The following is a 17,782-nucleotide window of genomic DNA, read 5'->3' as shown; positions in this document are numbered from 1 at the left end:
CGCGAATGTCGCGGATCGGCCAGTCATTCCAACGTGCGCGCCGTCGCACCACCATCCTGTGGGGCATCACGCTCGCGGCTGTCATCGTATTGGCGGCAACAGCGGTGCTGGTCGCGGTGCGTCACACCGGTCGGGTGGCGAGTGGTGCGTGTCCGGATGATCCGTTGGCGTCGGCTCCCGGCTGGGCGCCGTCGAACGATCGGGTGGACGTGCCGATCGATGTGCATCCGTTCGTCGGCAACGGCTATCTCGGCTTGCGCGTACCGCCGCGCGGCATGGGATACACCGCGACCGATGAGATGACCGGCTGGCCGCTCTACACGCCCGCATACGACGGCGCTTTCGTCGCCGGACTCTATGCGCATACTCCGGGTGTGGCCGATAACCGCGAGGTCGCGGCGGCCATTCCGAACTGGTCCGGATTGTCGGTCGGTGTCGGTACGCACACCTATTCACCCGCCACGCCCGCTGCCCAGATCTCGAACTTCGCACAAACGCTGCACCTGCGTTGTGGACTGGTGCGGACCCGGCTGACCTGGACCGCGCCCGATGGCAAGGCCACCGATCTGGTCTACGACGTACTCACCGACCAGTCGGATCAGCATGTCGGCGCGGTGCACGTCACGTTGGCGCCGCACTGGTCGGGCGAGATGGTCGTCTCCGATCTCGTCGACGGCGCCGGTGCCCGACGAGTCAGCCAGTCCGAGGTGGGCGCTCGCGATGACGACACGATTCGAGTCGGATTCCGTACCGACGGCACCGATGTCGACGGCGATATCGCCTCCGTGCTACGCCCGGGGGCGGGTATCGCTTCGAACGCGATCGAGCCGACACCACCGGGCCGCGATCTCAGTGCGCGCCAGGATGTTCGGTTTCCGGTGCGCGACGGCGGCACGTATCAGGTGACGAAGTTCGTCGGGGTCGACACCACCCGTACCTCGCCTGATCCGGCGGCGACCGCGTTCGAGGCGGCACAGCGCGCCGTGCGGACGGGATGGGCGAACCTGCTCGCGGAAACAGCCGCGGCATGGCGGGTGCGGTGGCGCGGTGATATCGAGGTGCCCGGCCAGCCCGATATGCAGACCTGGGCGCGCGGTGCGTTGTATTCGCTGTACTCCAGCACGAATCCGAAACAGGACAACAGCATTTCGCCCGTCGGGCTCAGCAGCGACAACTATGGCGGCGCGGTGTTCTGGGATGCGGATATCTGGTCGTTCCCCGGATTGCTGCAGCTCGCACCGGAACTGGCGAAATCCGTGGTGGACTACCGCTTTCGGACGTTGCCCGCCGCGCGCGCGAACGCTCAGCGGCTCGGCTACCGCGGTGCGTTCTACCCCTGGACCAGCGCGAGCCGTGGCGATCTCGACGAATGCCACAGCTGGGATCCGCCGCACTGCCTGACCCAGATCCATCTGCAAGGCGATGTGTCCCTGGCGGCCTGGCAGTACTACACGGCTACCGGCGACACCGGCTACCTGCGCGAACGCGGCTGGCCGGTGCTGCGCGCACTCGCCGAATTCTGGGCCTCGCGGGTGACGCGCAACGAGGACGGCAGCTATTCGATTCGCAATGTCGCTGGTCCCGACGAGTACAGCAACGGGGTGAACGACGCGGTCTACACCAATGCCGTCGCTGCCCTGGCCCTGCGCAATGCCGCACATGCGGCTGAGATTCTGGGTGTACCGCGCCCGCCCGAGTGGACCGTTATCGCCGATGGTCTGCGCATGCCGTTCGATGGCAACCAGCGGATATTCGAACAATTCGACGGCTACACCGGCACTCCCATCAAACAGGCCGACACCGTGCTGCTCATCTACCCCCTGGACTGGCCGATGCCGCCGGATGTCGCGGCCAATGTGCTCGAATACTATTCGGAGCGAACGGATCCCGACGGCCCGGCGATGACCGATTCGGTGCATGCTATCGACGCGGCGAAAATCGGCGTCCCCGGTTGCGCCACCGACACCTTCCTCGAACGCGCCGTCCGCCCGTTCGTCCGCGCCCCCTTCGGCCAATTCGCGGAGGCTCGCGGCGCCAAGGTCGGAGCCGAAGACCCGCTCGCCGGTGCGCCCGCCTTCACGTTCGTCACCGCGGCGGGCGGCTTTTTGCAAACCTTCACCAACGGCCTGCTCGGACTGCGCTTCGACACCGACGAAATCCGCATCGCTCCCACGCTTCCACCAGAGCTCCGCGACGGTCTCAGCATCCATGGAATCCATTGGCAGGGCCGAACTTTCGACGCAACCATCGGCGCCGACAAAACCGAACTGACCCTGACCGACGGCCAACCGCTACAAGTCCGAACCGATACCGAAACCCACCGTCTCGATAGCGAACTGACCATCCCGACCCGCCGCCCCGACCGCACCCCCACCGACAACCTCGCCCGCTGCAAACCAGTCACCACCAGCTCCGACGAGCCGGGCAAATACGCCGAAGCCGCCGTCGACGGCACCCCTGCCACCGGCTGGTCCCCCAACGCCCCCACCGCAACCGTCACCGTCGACCTAGGCCAGGAAACTCACGTCGACCGAATCCTCCCCCACTGGACCACCCCCACCCCGACCACCTTCACCACCTCCCCCGACAACCAAACCTGGACACCCATTACCCCCGACCCAACCACCGGTTCCCTCCCCACTCCCCTCTCAACCCGCTACATCCGTCTAGAACTCACCACCCCAACCCCAACCCCCCACCCCATCCTCCAAGAACTCGAAATCACCGGCCCCCGAACCTGACTCGCAACGACCGGTTTTGCGCACCTCACGGCGGGTCGGGCAGGCCGAGCGCCGGTGCGAGCACGCGCCAGGCCCGCGGCAGTTGGGCCTCGAAATCAGGCCAGGTGTGCATGCCCGTCGGGGCGTAATCGACGGTGGCCGGGATATTCAGCTCCGCCAGTCGTGCGGCGAAGCGTTCGGTACACGAGCGCGCCCCGGCTTCGAGGGCCAGACCACCGCCCGCCGTCTTCAGGGCTTCGACAAGCTCCGGGGAGTGCGATACCGCGACGAGGTCGGCGTCGGTCGGCAGGCCGGTCGCCGCGGACAGGTAGATGGTGGTGCCGCGCAACTGCGGAGCGCCGAGCAGGCTGTCATGCGCATTCCACTCCGGTGATCCAGGTGGGCCCCAAAGGTTTTCGACATTGCCGCCGCGCGACGCGACGGTGATCGTGGTGACGGCGCGGCCGAGATCGTCTGCGGTGGAATAACATCCACTCATCCCCGCGACCGCACGGTAGCGCCCTGGATACCGCTGGGCCAGCATCATGGCCGCCTGCGCCCCCATCGACACACCCGCGATCGCCCGCCGCCCATCGGTTTTCAGATACGACTCGATAATCGGCGGCAGCTCGGCGGTGAGAAAAGTTTCCCACCGATTGAGTCCGAGAGTGGCGTCACGCCGCATCCAGTCGCTGTACATGCTCCCGGTACCACCGCTGGTCAACACCACATCGACCGGCTTGTCCGCGAAGAACTCCGCCGCACGCCCCTTGGTCAGCCATCCGGAGACCGCCTCGCCGTCGACGCCATCGAGCAGATACAGCAATGGACGCGGCCCGGAACCGCTGCCGCGCAACACATCCACCGTAATGACCCGACGCATGGCGGCCGAGGCGATGGCGAAACGTTCGTGGCGCGGCCCGACCGTCTCGATGCTGATCGTTCCGGTCCGTGTCATGGCCGGATCAGTGGCGGGCGGCGGATCCGCGAGTGCGGGCACGGACGCCAGCGCGGCGATGAGGGCCATCGCCGCCGCGGTGATCGGTGCTCGAAAACTCATAATACGACGGCGGCTCGCTCTGCCTGTCTGGCCGCGGCGCGGTCGCGCTGCTCCTCGAAACGTGTTGCCTTGATCGCCAACTCGTCGAGAAAGGCGCCGAGTTCGTCGCGGGCGCGTTCGCCGACGTCGGACAGATCGGTGCGTTCGAAGACATTCCAGGCGCGCAGCACCGGCCGCAGCACGACATCCAGGTGCTGGCGTAAGTCGTAGATGCCGTTCTTGGCCAGGATGACCGCATTTCGCCGGAAGTTGGGCTGGGTGAGTCCGGGCATCTGGAACCGCGTGACGATATCGGTTATCGCACGCAGGGCCTCGTCGGGTGCGAGGTCGAGGGCGGCGGCACTGAGGTTGCGGTAGAAGATCATATGCAGGTTCTCGTCGGCGGCAATCCGTTGCAGCATACGCTCTGCGATGGGCTCATCGCAGGCGGCTCCGGTATTTCTGTGACTTATTCTGGTCGCCAGTTCCTGCAGTGTCACATATGCGACCGAGCGAAGGAACTGCGGCCCCTTCTCCGGTTTCTCGACACCCAATGTCATATGCGCCATTCGGGCCTGTTCGAGTGCCACCGGGTCCACCGCGCGGGTGACCACCAGATAATCGCGCATGACGATCGCATGCCGGTTTTCCTCCGCGGTCCAGCGCCCGACCCAGGTGCCCCAGACTCCGTCCAATGAGAACGACTCCGAGATCTCCCGGTGATAGGAGGGCAGATTGTCCTCGGTGAGCAGGTTGGTCACCATGGCGGTCCGCGCGACCTCCGATAGCTTCGATTGTTCCGGATCCCAGTCGAGGCCGCCCATGGCCGCGAAATTCCGGCCGTCATCCCACGGCACATAATCGTGTGGATTCCACGCCTTGGCCTTGTGCAGATGCTCGTCGAGCTGACGTTCGGCGATAGGCTCCAGTTCGCGCAGAATAGCGAGATCGGTCAACGCGTTCGTCACACGTACTCCTTTGTTCACCCCCGAATCGAAGATAGGTGGACTAGTTCAGGCCGAACGAGTGATCAGTCGATCGTTGGGTGAGATGACGACAGGCCGATGACCAGGCTGGAAGCCATCACAACCCGGCAGATCGGCCAGCCGATAGAGCCCCGGCGGGCGCCCCTCGGCGAGGTGCCGGGCGAGCAGTTCCTGCGCCGACCCGGCCAGTTCGGGAATCCGGGCGGTCTCACCGGAGGCCACCACCGCGGTCAGCGGTACCTCAGCGGCATCGCTGACCAGCTCGAGCACATCCGGGGTGAGCGCGAGGGGTGTCATGGCGGATATCTCGTCGATCGGCACCAGGACCGTGCCGCCCTCATCGGACAGCAGCGACAGCGCTCGGGAACCGAGTGGCATCGCCAACGCCGCCTGGACCCGGCGCAGCTTGCGGCGGGCCGCGGACGCAGCACCGAGTCCGGGTCTTCGCTCGTCCGGATGCGCGGGAATCGCGAGGGCGACCACCTGGTAGGACGCGGCGACACTGATACCGGCGCGCCCGGCCAACCGTGCGACGCCATGCCCGCTGAGCAGGGCCGATACCAGGGTTTGCGCGGCGGTCTGCTGTTCCCGAGCGACCTGGCGGTGTTCGTCCAGATAGGCCGTCGACGTCGCCGTCGTCACCATTTCCAGCACGCGCACGATCAATCCCGCCGCGGCCGCCACCTGATCGGCATCCTCGTCCGCCGCCTGTTCGGCGAGAAATTCCAGCCCGACGCGCACCCCGTCGTGATAGGCGTCCAGCACAGTTTCCAGCGCTACCCCCTCACGCGCCCACCGTGCGGCCGATCCGGTGATCATCGCGGGCTGCTCGGCAACCGGAGCCAACTGCGGTTCGAGTACTTGCGCAGCCTCGGCCACGCAGGTCCGTGTGATAGTACCGAGATCTCCGCGCTGCGTGGCTCGGGCCTGAAAAGTCAAATATTCGACCAGTTTCGATTCCAGACTCGTACTTCCCGAGCCAGCCTGTTTGCCCACCATGACTCTGAAAGGCTAGCGGCGTTCGGACGGAAATCGAATGCCTGGTCCGGTAATTAGGAAAGTCATCACACCGCACCGACAAGCTTGGGCGAAATCACAAGCAGCTGAGCGATTCTCATCGGAATATTTCGGTAATTCGGATGATCGGATATGCTCGGTGAGACCGGAGTGCACCCCCGGGACACTGACGTGAGTGCGCCACCCTGGTACGACGGCTGTAACACCGGGCGACAATCCACCGACGGCATCGAGGACAGCCACCGGCGAACCCACAAGCTGTCCCGTGACCAAATTTGAATCCCTGTGCTGCGGGTCGTGTGCCCGATAGCACCGAGCGCCTTGTACCGTTCCGTTCGGTGAACCCGGACAGTGCAAGGCGACGAGTCGAAGGATGGCATCAGACCATATGAGCGGCACGCGAGAAAAGCTGGAGGAACTCCGGGACATCCTGGAGATCGCCGAGGAACCCGCTGGCGAGACCGGTATCGCGAAACGCAAGACCAAGGGCATACCGAGTGCACGCGAGCGCGTACGCATGCTGCTGGACCAGGGCTCCTTTGTGGAAATGGGCGCGCTGGTGCGCCAGCCGGGCAGCACTGAAGGCATGTACGGCGACGGTGTGGTCACCGGCCGCGGTTACATCGACGGCCGGCCGGTCGTCGTGATCGCCCACGACCAGACCGTGTACGGCGGCTCGGTCGGCGAGATGTTCGGCCGAAAGGTCGCCGCCGCAATGGAATTCGCGCAGGAGAACGCCTGCCCGGTGGTGTCGATCAACGATTCCGGCGGCGCCCGTATCCAGGAGGCGGTCACCTCGCTGGCCTGGTACGCATTGATGTGCCGACGCCAGGAGGATCTGTCCGGCTTCGTGCCGATGGTCGCGGTCATGCTCGGCAAATGCGCGGCCGGTTCGGTATACGGCCCGGTCAATATGGATGTGCTGGTCGCGACCGAGAAATCGTATATGTTCGTCACCGGCCCGGAGGTGATCAAGGGCGTGACGGGCGAGGTGGTCAGCGCCGACGATCTCGGCGGCGCCGCCGCCCTGCAGGCCAACGGCACGGTGCACCATGTCGCCGCCGACGAGCAGGCCGCCTTCGATTGGGTCCGCGGCTATCTGAGCTACCTGCCGTCGAGCTGCCTCGAACAGGCTCCGGTGGTGAATCCGGGACTGGAACCGGAGATCACCGCCCACGACCTCGAGTTGAACTCGATCATTCCGGATTCCGACCGGTCCGGTTATGACATGCACGAGGTGCTACTGCGCATCTTCGATGACGGTGATTTCCACGAGATCAGCGCTGGTACCGCCCAGAACCTGATCACCGGATTCGCCAGGGTCGACGGTCGCAGTGTTGGCGTGGTCGCCAATCAGCCGCAGGTACTCGGCGGCGCACTGGACGGACTGTGCTCGGATAAGGCCGCATATTTCATCCGCCTGTGCGATGCCTTCGGCCTGCCGCTGATCTTCGTCGTCGACACCCCCGGTGTGCTGCCCGGTCTCGAAGAGGAACGCAACGGCGTCATCAAGCGCGGCGGCCGGTTCTTCCGCGCGGTGATCGAGGCCACCGTGCCGATCGTCTCGATCGTGACGCGCAAGGCCTACGGCGGCGGCTATGCGGTGATGGGCTGCAAGCCGCTGGGCGCGGACCTGGCTCTGGCCTGGCCGACGGCACAGATCGCGGTCATGGGCGCCGAGAGCATGGTCGGCATCATCGGCCGCAGGCAGCTGGAGGCGACCCCGCCCGAACAGCGCGCCACCGTGCGTCAGCAGATGATCGATTTCTACAATGCCACCGTGGCCACCCCGTGGACGGCAGCCGAACGCGGCTACATCGATGCCGTGGTCGAGCCGTCGCAGACCCGGCTGGAGATCCGCAGGGCGCTGCGCCTGCTGCGCGAGAAGGGCGCGGTCAGGAAGCACAACCCGCGCAAGCACAGCCTCTTCCCCGTCTAGGCCCAGTTTGTGTTGTGTCACAGTGCAAACGTGCATCGGTCGTGTGATATCCGAGGTTCGTTCGCACGCCGCGCGGCCCGATAGCGCTGTGTCCTAACGTCATCCGTGCCCGACCCGTGTTCGCCGCACGACAGCCGGGCGCGCGGCGTGCCCACCGAGAGTGTCCCTACCCATTCCGAGTGGGTGCGCCGCACTTGCGCACTAGGCTTGATCCGGACGTGTCCCGTGATTGCCCCAAATGCGTTCCACCGTGGCCCATTCGGCCTCCCACAACCGGGCCCTGCGTCGGTCGAGCGCGCGGCGCAGCAGTGCATAGCCGCAGCCGAAGCAGACCGCTATCCCGAAGACCATGCCGGTGCTGATCAGCAGTGCCTTGCTCAGTGCCCGGGTATCCGACGGCGGCTCGGTGACCTTGCCCGAACCGTCGAGCCAAATCTTCACCGTGGCACCGGCTTTCATCACTCCGGTGGCCTGGTAGTCACCGGTATGCGTGACACCCTCGGCGTCGCGCCACTGCACCCGGGCCGGGGTGATGGGCGCGTAGAGCGGTGCCTTGCCGACCTCGATCACCGTCGCGTCGACCTCGTGCAACCGTGCCGCTTCGGCCCGCGCGATGCGATCTTCGGTCTGGTAGATCCGGCCGCCGACCGCCATCGACAGCAGCGGAGCGCTGATCAGGAACAACAGCGCGAGCACCGCGGCGACCGCCAGTTGCAGACGATCCTCACGGCGGCGCATCGGATTTCGATCCAGGCCGACCCGGCGACAGGTGCGGCGGACGACGCTCGGTGACCCGGTTGCTGTGGTCATGACGATGACACCTCGCTCTGGAATTCAGCTGTCAGCCCGTGAAGGGTGTCGAAGAATGTGTCGATGAGATCAGGTAATCCGTCGGTGTCGGTGCCCGCGCCCCAGACCTGCAGGGCGGCGATGAGCAGTCCGGTCCCCGCCGCGACGGCTGCCTCCGGGCGCCGATCCACCGCGGGATCGACACCGAGTCTGGCGGCGATGATCCGCACGGATTCGCGCTGCCCGTCGAGTCGGATGCGCTGATAGCCGGCGGCCAGCGTGGGTTCCGCCTCGAAGCGTTGGAACAGCGCCCAGCGCCTGGCCAAGCGCGCCACCTTCGGACCGGTATGTTCGGTGGCCAGCCAGTCGTGCAGGGCATTGCGGTAGGCGACCAGCGGCGACTCGCGCGCGGGGCGGCGGCACAGCGCCTCGTTGAACAGGTGCACGTCCTGATCGATTTCACCGAGTACGGCATCCTCGATGGAAGAGAAATGACGACTGAAGGTCCGCCGGGTGACCCCGGCGCGCTCGGCTATGTCCTCGACGGCCACCGAACCCAACCCGCGCTCGTTGAGCAGGTCGAATGCGGCGCGCGACATTGCCGCGCGACTGCGGAGCGTGCGCAGCCGACGGCCGTCGAGGTCGACTTCGTCGTCGATACCCATACCGGCAGTCTACGCCCTATTGTCCCATCGGGACATTAGTTCGGTGTGATCAGCATCAGGGTTTACGTGCCAGGCCGGTGACAATGAGCTGCTCCCAGACAGTGAGCTCACGGCCGACGGTGCCGACCGATGCCGCGTCGCCCGCGGGCGCATCTGGTCGCCACTGCGCCGATGGGACGATATCGGGCTCCAGGACTTCCAGGTCGCCGAAGAGGCCACGGATCTCCTCGGTGTCGCGCCAGCGGCCGCGCCCGAAGGTGGACTGCAGTTTCTGTTCGGCGGCGGTGGTCTCCGAATTGTGGCCGGAGCGGAAGTGCGTGATGAATACGTGGCTGCCGGACGAAATCTGGTCGTTCCAGAAGCGCACCACGGCGGCTGGATCCTCGTCGTCGTTGAAGTGGTGCAGGATCGAACTGAAGATGACGCCGACGGGCTGCTCGAAATCGATCAGCCGGGCGACATCCGGATGGTCGCGGATCGATTCGGGGGCGCGGGCGTCGGCCTGGATCACTGTGGTGTTCTTATCGGTGACCAGCAGCGCGCGGCCATGTGCGAGCACGATCGGATCGCTGTCGACGTAGACGACCCGGGCGTCGGTGACGTACCGCTTCGCGACCTGATGCACATTGTCGGCGGTCGGCAGGCCGCTGCCGAAGTCGATGAACTGCCGCATACCCGCCCGGGCCATATCGCGCACCCCGCGGATCAGCGCCAGCCTGCTGGTGAAGGCGATCGCCACCGAACCAGGCAGGTTCATCTTGAAGTGATCACCGATCTCCTGGTCGACGAGATAGTTGTCCCTACCGCCGAGCAGATAGTCATAGACCCTGGCGATACTCGGTTTGCTCTGATCGATCTCCCGGTCCAGCCGAGTTGGGGGCGCGGCATCGTCGGTCATTGTCAACACCTTCGTCCACGGGACCTGTGCGGTTCCTATCGTATGAGACCCGGCATCACACCGTACGCACTTGACGAACCCGGCGTCGCACCCGTACCACGCCGAGTTCGGTTGTCCCGCTTATTGTTTTCGGCGTATCAGCGCGAGTCGCCCGGCGCCGCTGGATGATCGACCGTCTCCGGATGCCGTTCACACAGGGCGCGCAGCAATCCAGGGGTGTACTCCGGTGGCGCGGCATGGACCGATAGTTGATTGGCCACCGCGCGATACGCGTCGAGGTCGGCGGTCTTGTCCAGATACAGCGCACTGGTGAGTTGCTGCAGATAGACGATGTCGGGGAGATCGGCTTCGGTGAAGCGCAACATGGTGAACGCACCCTCCGCCAACGCCGGACCGCCGACATGATCGGGCAGCACCTGCACGGTGATATGCGGCTCCTCGGCGATGCGCAGCAAATGCTCGAGTTGGGCACGCCACACCGTCGACCCACCGATCGGCCGGCGCAGCGCCGCCTCCTCGACGATCAACCACAGCTGCGGCGGATGCGGGCGACGCAATATCTCTTGACGGCGCAACCGCAGCGCGACCCGCCGCGCGATCGCCTCCGCCGATTCGGCCGGATGCGCCATGGAAAGCAATGCCCGCGCGTAGTCGGCGGTCTGCAGCAGTTCCGGCACCGCCCTCGGCTCGTAGCCGCGGATCAGCTTGGCGGCCTGCTCGAGTCCGAGATAGGTGTCGAACCACTTCGGCAACCAGTCGCTGTCGCGATGCCACCAGCCAGAGGCGTTGGCCTGACGCGCGAGTTCCTTGAACTCCTCGCGCTCTTGCGGGTCGGTGACCCGGTAGAGCGTAAGCAGATCGAGCAGATCGCGTTCCCGGAAACCAGTGCGGCCCAATTCGAGTCGGCTGATCTTGGAATGCGAACCGCGGATCGCCTCGCCGGCATCCTCGCGGGAGATGCCACAGGCCTCACGCAGCCGTCGCATCCGACTGCCGAGCATCATCCGCAGCACGGTCGGCCCACCGTCGGCAGCAGGGTTCTTGCCGGAAAATGAATGTCGCACTTCCGAAGCACGCATTCGACGAGTCTGCCATGAAATAGCCGCACCGCACTAGAACCAAAATGCCCCATTTCCACAAGCATTCGTACATCTGCAAGTACATTGCGGAACGTCCCCGGTTCAGCGCAGTAGCACCTCCGCGGTTGCCCGACCGAACAGCTTGCGACCGTCGGAGATCGCGGTGAGTGCGATGGTCGCCGCGCGGCGGTCCGGATCCAATGCCTTGACCCGCCCGCGGAATTCGACCTCGCACTGCAGGGTCGCCGAGACGGGGGCGAATCCGGCGAACCGCACACCGTATTCGCTGATCGCGGCCGGATCGCCGAGCCAGTCGGTGAGATAGCTCGCGCCGAGCCCCATGGTCAGCAGGCCGTGCGAGACCACACCGGGCAGTCCCGCGGCAACCGCGACATGCTCGCTGAAGTGGATCGGATTCGAATCACCCGATACCCCGGCATAATTCACCAGATCACCGCGCGAGAGCGGCACGACGCGGACGGGCAGTTCGGTACCGACCCGCAGTTCGTCGAACGCCAGCCCGCACGGCACGCGCACCGGAGTCTGGTCCACACCACCATCGGGCAACACCTCGTCGAAGCATTCGACCATGCCGCCGTCCAACGCATGCCGCGGCAGCCGCCGGGTCGCGTCCTGCCGCTGCGACAGCGCCTCGCCGCTCATGATGACGCCATCGACCGCGGTGACCAGTTCGGTGGCCACCTCAGCGCCGGTGCGGGCCACCACGGTGGTGTGCGCGGTCTGCAGCAGTTCCTTGTACTGGTTGGTCAGCACATTCCGGATGACCATGAAGTCCATATCGCTGAACTGCCGGAACGATTCGACATAGGAGTCGCAACGCAGTTGGTCACCGGCGACGAGTGGCCGGTGCGCCCGGATACTCTGCTCGGTCTGCAGCACCTGGCTGAAGTCGTAACCGCTCAGCACCGAATCGAACATCTTGCGCTGGAGCAGCAGCCAGATGATCGAAGAGAAGGTGGGCGGTGCGATGAGTCCGTCGTAGCCGAGCTCCCATGCCGCCTGCTCCTGCCAGTGCGCGGGGTGGCCGCCCCGAACCGCCCGGGCGAATTCACGAATTTTCTCCCGCCCGACCTCGTAATGGTCGGACATCCGATAGTGGCGCCCCACCATCGCGCTGGCTTGTTCAGATCCACTCAAAACCGTCACGTGTCATAAATCGCTACCCCGATGTCAGGCGCAACACTAATAGCTGATCGCCATGAATCTCTTAACATTCATCGGGCGCGGGGGCGCCCTGCAGGCGCTGATCCAGCCAGATCATCGCCTCCGGATAGCCGAGTGCCCCGGCGATGATGTGTTCACCGAGAACGCTGCGATAAACGGCCGAGACTCCGAGCCCGCACTGCTCCCGGTAGAGGTTGCGCGCGCCCTCGGCCGGAATCCAGAATTCCTGCTCACCGTTGTAGATGTAGAGCGGTGTCGCGGACTTGATGCCCCCCATGCGCGTCACGTCATAAATCTCGGTGGCGACCTCGGAGTGCAGCGGATCCGGAATCTTGGCGGCGATGTCAATCGGCAGCATCAGCAACCCGACCGCACCGAATACGCTGCCACACAGGTCTTTCAGCGGTGACGTAGCCGCCCACTGCGCCAGATTGTTCATACTGGCCAGGACCTCCGGACGCTCCCGGCCGACGCCGAAGGTCGCGGCCAGGAAGACCCCCGAGGCGAGGTTGCCGTTCATGCTGCGCCCAAGGATTTCGTAGTCGGCGGGCACACCACCGAGCGCGGCACCGACGATCGATCCGGCCAATTCCGGCGCGTAGCTGTCGATCAGCTTGACGGCGCCCTTAGTGGCGATGGCGCCGCCGGAGTAGCCGGTCATACCGAATCGGCTGTCGCCGAATTCGTCGGGGCGCAATCCGCGCACCGCGCGAATGGCATCGAGCACGGCGTGTCCGGCGACGTAGGGCTCCGCGTAGGCCATCCACGGTCCCTCGTGGTCCGGGATCAGCACCGCGTATCCACGCAGTGCCGCCAATTGCGTTGTGGGCGGCAAGAAGTCGGTGATGCTGGTATTGCGTGACCAGCCGTGCGAGAAGGTGTAGCTCGGCGTGCAGTCCCGGCCGAGCGCGTCGATCGGCAGGTTGTTCACCACGACCGGCCTGTTACCCGGACCGGGCCATGCGGTGGCCGGAATGATCAGTGTCGCGGTGGCATACGAGGCCGCACCCCGCGAATCGGTGGTGCGGTATTTCAGCAGTAGAGCCTGCCGCATCGGCACCAGCACCAGCGGCGCGGCCGTCACGCTGACATCGCGCACCTCCACGAGCTCACCCGGCGCGTAATCCTCCAGATTCGCCGGCCAGGCGTCGAAGATGGGGTCACCAATGGCGCTCGGCGCCGAGGCTTGACGCAGGGCGGCCAGCGCAGGGGACAGGCTGGTGGCCTCCTGCATCGGACCCGAAAGATGCGTCCCGGCAGCGATCGGTGGCGGCGGGATGACACTATCGATCCACTGCTGCAGATCCGGCAGTATCGAAGCGACATCGGTCGGAATCGGCAAAGCGGGCAGGCCAGGAATCGCGGGCGGCGGTTCGGCCGCCGCCTCCCCCATCGCGACCGGACACACCAGCACTAGCGCGAAAACGATGACACGCAAACAGCTCATTGACACATGCCCCAGGGTGCGACGACGGGTTCCCTGGCGCCCGGGGTTTTATGGTGCCTTCGACCCCGAAATGCCCCTGAGTACCGAGGCCAGAAAGTCAGGCTAACCGAGACGACCGGCCCGGATACCTCACTGTGCCCGAGTTGTGTGTGTCATGTCGCCGAATCGCAACAATCCGAGCCGAATCCGCTTGTCCAGCAACGCTGATCCGGGCTCGGTCACGATCCGGCATCCGCCGGATCGCACCAGTTCGTTCGTGCTCGTTATCAACAGTTGCTCGGCGCGACCTCCCCTCGGAATCGCGCGTCCAACCAGTTCATCGCCGCCGGAATGCCCAGGACCGCGGCGGTGAGGTGGTCGGGAACCGGGATCTGCTCGGACTGCACCCGCGCCCCGGCCGCGCACCAGCGCTTATCGGTATTCACCACCGCATCGACCGGAATGAGTCCATCGATCGGCGAATGCCATTCGAAGATCGGCGTTTTCGGCACGCCGTCGTAGAGTTCGAGGCTGTTCTCCTCGACCACCGCGCGTGCGGAGGCATCATTGATCATCGAGGTCGACTTCGCGAAGTCCAGTGCCCCGCGCCCGGCGCCCGTGGCCAGGATGTCATTGGTGCAGCTGTTGGCGATCGCGGCCCGCGCGGCGAGTCCGCGCTCATTCAGTTGGTCACTGAGCGGGAAGCGGTCCGGATACTCCCGCTCCAGGCCGAGTCCGGCCGCCAAGGCTAGTCCGAAGACCGGATGCGAGTTCAAACCGAGGGTCTCCAGCATGGTCACCAGATTCATCGGCACACCGCCCATCGCGGCTCCGGCGATCTCCAGATCCGGCGCGTACTTCGGCGCCAGGGCGGCTGCCCATGCGGTGGCCATACCGCCGCCCGAATACCCGATCATCGACACCGGGCTCTGCTGCGCCTGCAGTTCGGCGACCTGCTTCACCGCGCGGATACCGTCGAGGGTGATCATGCCGCCCAATTTGGCCGCGCCGTAAGCGAAATTCGGACCGAGGTGGTCCGGCAGCGCGACGCTCCAGCCGCGCGAGAGCAGCACATTCCAGCCCGGCGCCTCCCGGACGATGAGGTTCGGATCGCCGGTGTAGAGCACCCGCGATACCGAGCACTCGGCGCCGAGCCCGTTGATGATGTGCTGGTAGGAGAGCAAGGGGCCGTCCGGGGCGTGCGACTTCGGAGTGAGCACCGTGGTGGTCGCCGCGATCGGCTGACCTTCGGAGCTGGTGGAGCGGAAGCGCACGACGGTCACGGTGGTATCCGGGAAGATCGCCAGCGGCGGCATCACCCGCGTCGCGATCACATCACCGGGTTTCTTATCCGCCAGATCGGGCGGGGTTGCATAGAAGGGGTCGGGATCAGGGGCGGGATACAGGGGTGTGGTGTGGGCGGCGCCTGCGGTCGCCGTCAACACCATCAGCAGACCGATCGTCATGGCCAGCGACTGTTTGCCGGTCGCTCGAATCACACCGTGGAGTGCGCGAATCGGTCTACGTAGGGCCTGTCTCATCGACGTATTGCCTCCGGGAGAGAGTTTGGTCCAACGTTGCGAACATAGTCGACCACGATTGCCGCGAAGGCAAAGGGCAAGCGAAATGTTTTGAGAAATCACAACTCTCGGATGCGCTAACAGTGGTCGACGGTCCGGCGCCTTCGTGACTGTCTCCGATCGCGAGGTGTCGTATCTGTGACATGTCCAGCAGATCGATCGGACCATGTTCGACACCACGGTGCGGGACTTACCGTCACACCTATCGACGCGGCGAGTCGGGTCGGAAGGAGACGGTGGCATGGACGGCACTGTAAAAACTGGAACGGATTACACCGAGCGAAACTCGGCGTATCCGGTGGATATCCAGGATCCACCGACGCGACGGGTCACCGTCCACTTCGACGGTCCGACCCCCGAGGACGCACTCGCTCTCGAGTACGCCGCCACCCGAACCGAGGCGTGGGAATTCACCTCGGCCGCGGTCAACGCCGGACTCACTGTGACGGTCGACAGCAAGGTGCGACCTGGCCTGCGTCGGCTGCCGTGCCGCTCGCTGTGGCACTGACGGCGGCCGTGGCCCCGCTGCCGTAAACCACTGGGCGGCCACATCCCGGTATGGCTGTTGCGCCGCCGCACGATGACTACTCTCGGATGGTGGACACCATGCGGGAGGATCGACGTTGACCCAGCGGAATACCGAACGGGCACGATGGGGGGCCGCCCTGCTGTGCTGCGGCGCGCTGGTCCCGGCCGTGGCGGCGTGCGGCTCCGACGAGACATCCTCGGCCGCGGCGACGACTACGACGACGGCAACTACGGCCGCGCCCGCCCCCACCACTCCCCTTGCCGCGCTGCCGAGCGTCGATCCCTACGCCGGTATGCCGCTCATCGGCCACACCACCTGGACCGAGGGCGTCGACGGCCCCCGCCTGCTGGTCTACCCCACCGAGGCGGGGCGGCGCGAGGCCTTCCCGAATACCGAGGACCGGGCGTGGCAGGAGGTACTCGCGGACTCCCCCGACGCCGATACACCCGGAATGCGTGACCAGTTCGTCTGTCACTGGGTCTGGGCCCGCATGGTGCAGCCCAACAAGGAGAGCTGGAATCTGGAACCGTGGCGGCCGGCGGTCGGCTATGAGGCGACCGTCCAGGCATCGTGTAACCCCGGAGGACCCGAACGCTGACGAAAGGACCCACATGCGCGTTGTCATCGCTGGCGGACACGGAAAGATCGCGCTGCTACTCGGCAAGATACTCACCGGGGGCGGCGACGAAGTCGACAGCCTCATCCGCAATGCCGACCATGCGGACGAGGTCGCGGCTACCGGCGCACGACCGGTTATCTTCGATCTCGAGCACAGCACGGCGGCCGAGCTCGCCGCCGTTGTAAAGGGTTCCGAAGCCGTGATTTTCGCCGCGGGTGCCGGTGCGGGCAGCGGGACGGCCCGCAAGTACACGGTGGACAAGGGCGGTTCGGTGCTGTTGGCCGATGCCGCCGAGGCGGCCGGTGTCCGGCGGTTCGTGCAGATCTCGACCATGGGGGCTGGTAAGCCGCCCGCACCGGGCACCGACGAGGTCTGGGCCGCCTATATCGACGCCAAGACCCAGGCCGAGGACGATCTACGTGCCCGCGATCTCGATTGGACGATCCTGCGCCCCGGGCGGTTGCTCGATACCGCCGCGACCGACCGGGTACTGCTGAGCACGCCACCCCTGCCCTTCGGCAGCATCGCCCGTGCCGACGTGGCCGCCGTCCTCGCCGAAATTCTGCCCGCGTCACAGACCGTGCGCACCACTTTGGAGCTCGTCGCAGGCGACACTTCGGTAACGCGCGCGGTCTCGGATATCGGTAGCCAGTCGGTCGCCGAAGGCGGTGCCCCACTTACCGATTGATATTTTTCGCCGCTAGAGCCGCTAGATTGGAGAACATAACCGTGTTCAGCCGTATCACTTCCATGAAGCTGCGACCTGGATCCCGCGGTGAATTCCTCGATGTGGTCAGCCGCAGTGCCGCCGCATCGGTACGCGAGGAACCTGGTTGCCTGCGATTCGATGTGTGCGCCGACCGCGTTGATCCGCACCGGTTTTTCCTCTACCAGGTCTATATCGATGAGGAGGCCGCCGAAGCGCACCGCTTCACCGAGCATTTCCTCGCCTGGCGCTGCGCGGCCGACCGATATGTGGAGCCGGGCACTCAGGTTCACTACAGCACCGATGTGGTGATCAATGCGAAATGATCGCGCAGAATTCGCTACGCATCCGCGCCGGTTCGCGGATGATTAGCAGGCGCGAAAACCCAACTGCGAACGCATAATCGATCGTGCAGATGTGCTTGCATATGAAAGGCACACCGACCTAAACTCAGTCCCGCAAGGCATTACAGGGGACAACCAGGGGAGGCCGCGTGGGTGAACCGAGGGTCGATGTTGCCAAAGGTTTGCTGCCGCCAGACGTCAGGGGCGTTCGAATGGACCAACCACTTCACGGCGGCCGGCTCGGAATCGCCGAAGCCGCAC

16 protein-coding genes are annotated in these 17,782 nt (G+C 65.4%); 6 read left to right on the top strand and 10 right to left on the bottom strand.

Annotation, left to right across the window (positions count from 1 at the left end; genetic code table 11):
- The first annotated feature begins 5 nt into the window (after window positions 1-5).
- Window positions 6-2,741: a discoidin domain-containing protein gene (locus tag ACIBI6_RS03390; RefSeq protein ID WP_396955152.1), complete on the top strand. Its 2,736-nt coding sequence runs from the start codon at window positions 6-8 to the stop codon at window positions 2,739-2,741.
- Window positions 2,742-2,766: 25 nt separating this feature from the next.
- Here the strand turns inward: ACIBI6_RS03390 and ACIBI6_RS03385 are convergent, their stop codons facing one another.
- Genes ACIBI6_RS03385 through ACIBI6_RS03375 form a run of 3 tightly spaced genes read right to left on the bottom strand, consistent with a single transcriptional unit; the run spans window position 2,767 to window position 5,624 of the window.
- Window positions 2,767-3,780, bottom strand: a complete 1,014-nt coding sequence (locus ACIBI6_RS03385; protein WP_364340596.1) for an alpha/beta hydrolase family protein — start codon at window positions 3,778-3,780, stop codon at window positions 2,767-2,769.
- Window positions 3,777-4,727 carry an acyl-ACP desaturase gene (locus tag ACIBI6_RS03380; RefSeq protein ID WP_364340594.1) on the bottom strand — a complete coding sequence of 317 codons (951 nt, stop codon included), beginning with the start codon at window positions 4,725-4,727 and terminating at the stop codon, window positions 3,777-3,779. The genes ACIBI6_RS03385 and ACIBI6_RS03380 overlap by 4 nt, the downstream gene beginning before the upstream one ends.
- A gap of 45 nt (window positions 4,728-4,772) precedes the next feature.
- The gene (locus ACIBI6_RS03375; protein WP_364340592.1) at window positions 4,773-5,624 is read right to left on the bottom strand and encodes a transcriptional regulator; all 852 of its coding nucleotides are present in this window, start codon (window positions 5,622-5,624) and stop codon (window positions 4,773-4,775) included.
- A gap of 526 nt (window positions 5,625-6,150) precedes the next feature.
- Between ACIBI6_RS03375 and ACIBI6_RS03370 the strand changes: the two genes are divergently transcribed.
- Window positions 6,151-7,701 carry an acyl-CoA carboxylase subunit beta gene (locus ACIBI6_RS03370; protein ID WP_364340590.1) on the top strand — a complete coding sequence of 517 codons (1,551 nt, stop codon included), beginning with the start codon at window positions 6,151-6,153 and terminating at the stop codon, window positions 7,699-7,701.
- Between the two features lie 201 nt (window positions 7,702-7,902).
- Here the strand turns inward: ACIBI6_RS03370 and ACIBI6_RS03365 are convergent, their stop codons facing one another.
- From ACIBI6_RS03365 to ACIBI6_RS03335, 7 genes are all read right to left on the bottom strand, one after another.
- A complete protein-coding gene (locus ACIBI6_RS03365) occupies window positions 7,903-8,511 on the bottom strand; it encodes a hypothetical protein (protein WP_364340588.1) in 609 nt (202 codons plus the stop codon).
- The gene (locus tag ACIBI6_RS03360) at window positions 8,508-9,155 is read right to left on the bottom strand and encodes a TetR/AcrR family transcriptional regulator (RefSeq protein WP_396955151.1); all 648 of its coding nucleotides are present in this window, start codon (window positions 9,153-9,155) and stop codon (window positions 8,508-8,510) included. The genes ACIBI6_RS03365 and ACIBI6_RS03360 overlap by 4 nt, the downstream gene beginning before the upstream one ends.
- Before the next feature lie 55 nt (window positions 9,156-9,210).
- Window positions 9,211-10,053, bottom strand: coding sequence for an SAM-dependent methyltransferase (locus tag ACIBI6_RS03355; RefSeq protein ID WP_364340584.1), 843 nt, complete (start codon window positions 10,051-10,053; stop codon window positions 9,211-9,213).
- Window positions 10,054-10,190: 137 nt separating this feature from the next.
- Window positions 10,191-11,132, bottom strand: coding sequence for a helix-turn-helix transcriptional regulator (locus ACIBI6_RS03350; protein WP_364340582.1), 942 nt, complete (start codon window positions 11,130-11,132; stop codon window positions 10,191-10,193).
- A 102-nt stretch (window positions 11,133-11,234) separates the two neighbouring features.
- Window positions 11,235-12,299, bottom strand: a complete 1,065-nt coding sequence (locus ACIBI6_RS03345; RefSeq protein WP_396955150.1) for a fused (3R)-hydroxyacyl-ACP dehydratase subunits HadA/HadB — start codon at window positions 12,297-12,299, stop codon at window positions 11,235-11,237.
- Window positions 12,300-12,360: 61 nt separating this feature from the next.
- A complete protein-coding gene (locus ACIBI6_RS03340) occupies window positions 12,361-13,764 on the bottom strand; it encodes a lipase family protein (RefSeq protein WP_396955262.1) in 1,404 nt (467 codons plus the stop codon).
- A gap of 266 nt (window positions 13,765-14,030) precedes the next feature.
- The gene (locus ACIBI6_RS03335) at window positions 14,031-15,209 is read right to left on the bottom strand and encodes a lipase family protein (protein WP_396955261.1); all 1,179 of its coding nucleotides are present in this window, start codon (window positions 15,207-15,209) and stop codon (window positions 14,031-14,033) included.
- Window positions 15,210-15,564: 355 nt separating this feature from the next.
- On the opposite strand from ACIBI6_RS03335, the gene ACIBI6_RS03330 reads away from it, so the two are divergent.
- From ACIBI6_RS03330 to ACIBI6_RS03315, 4 genes are all read left to right on the top strand, one after another.
- Window positions 15,565-15,831 (top strand): hypothetical protein, encoded by a 267-nt coding sequence (locus ACIBI6_RS03330; protein WP_396955149.1) that lies wholly within the window; start codon window positions 15,565-15,567, stop codon window positions 15,829-15,831.
- 115 nt (window positions 15,832-15,946) lie between these two features.
- On the top strand, window positions 15,947-16,450 hold the full coding sequence (locus tag ACIBI6_RS03325; RefSeq protein ID WP_364340576.1) for a DUF2599 domain-containing protein: 504 nt from the start codon (window positions 15,947-15,949) through the stop codon (window positions 16,448-16,450).
- A gap of 13 nt (window positions 16,451-16,463) precedes the next feature.
- On the top strand, window positions 16,464-17,159 hold the full coding sequence (locus tag ACIBI6_RS03320; protein WP_364340574.1) for an NAD(P)H-binding protein: 696 nt from the start codon (window positions 16,464-16,466) through the stop codon (window positions 17,157-17,159).
- Window positions 17,160-17,221: 62 nt separating this feature from the next.
- Window positions 17,222-17,503, top strand: coding sequence for a putative quinol monooxygenase (locus ACIBI6_RS03315; protein ID WP_364340571.1), 282 nt, complete (start codon window positions 17,222-17,224; stop codon window positions 17,501-17,503).
- Window positions 17,504-17,782 lie beyond the last annotated feature (279 nt).

Origin of the sequence: Nocardia sp. NPDC050412, from assembly GCF_044458825.1 — a bacterium.
Taxonomy (GTDB): Bacteria; Actinomycetota; Actinomycetes; order Mycobacteriales; family Mycobacteriaceae; genus Nocardia.
Note: the sequence above shows the minus strand (reverse complement) of the source record. Positions and strands in the feature narration are given on the sequence as shown.

What these genes read in the sequence shown, in the direction of transcription:
- ACIBI6_RS03315 (WP_364340571.1), top strand. Translation starts at nt 17,222, where the DNA reads ATGAAGCTGCGACCTGGATCCCGCGGTGAATTCCTCGATGTGGTCAGC.
- ACIBI6_RS03385 (WP_364340596.1), bottom strand. Translation starts at nt 3,780, where the DNA reads ATGAGTTTTCGAGCACCGATCACCGCGGCGGCGATGGCCCTCATCGCC.
- ACIBI6_RS03340 (WP_396955262.1), bottom strand. Translation starts at nt 13,764, where the DNA reads ATGAGCTGTTTGCGTGTCATCGTTTTCGCGCTAGTGCTGGTGTGTCCG.
- ACIBI6_RS03320 (WP_364340574.1), top strand. Translation starts at nt 16,464, where the DNA reads ATGCGCGTTGTCATCGCTGGCGGACACGGAAAGATCGCGCTGCTACTC.
- ACIBI6_RS03330 (WP_396955149.1), top strand. Translation starts at nt 15,565, where the DNA reads ATGGACGGCACTGTAAAAACTGGAACGGATTACACCGAGCGAAACTCG.
- ACIBI6_RS03355 (WP_364340584.1), bottom strand. Translation starts at nt 10,053, where the DNA reads ATGACCGACGATGCCGCGCCCCCAACTCGGCTGGACCGGGAGATCGAT.
- ACIBI6_RS03350 (WP_364340582.1), bottom strand. Translation starts at nt 11,132, where the DNA reads ATGCGTGCTTCGGAAGTGCGACATTCATTTTCCGGCAAGAACCCTGCT.
- ACIBI6_RS03365 (WP_364340588.1), bottom strand. Translation starts at nt 8,511, where the DNA reads ATGACCACAGCAACCGGGTCACCGAGCGTCGTCCGCCGCACCTGTCGC.
- ACIBI6_RS03370 (WP_364340590.1), top strand. Translation starts at nt 6,151, where the DNA reads ATGAGCGGCACGCGAGAAAAGCTGGAGGAACTCCGGGACATCCTGGAG.
- ACIBI6_RS03360 (WP_396955151.1), bottom strand. Translation starts at nt 9,155, where the DNA reads ATGGGTATCGACGACGAAGTCGACCTCGACGGCCGTCGGCTGCGCACG.
- ACIBI6_RS03390 (WP_396955152.1), top strand. Translation starts at nt 6, where the DNA reads ATGTCGCGGATCGGCCAGTCATTCCAACGTGCGCGCCGTCGCACCACC.
- ACIBI6_RS03335 (WP_396955261.1), bottom strand. Translation starts at nt 15,209, where the DNA reads ATGACGATCGGTCTGCTGATGGTGTTGACGGCGACCGCAGGCGCCGCC.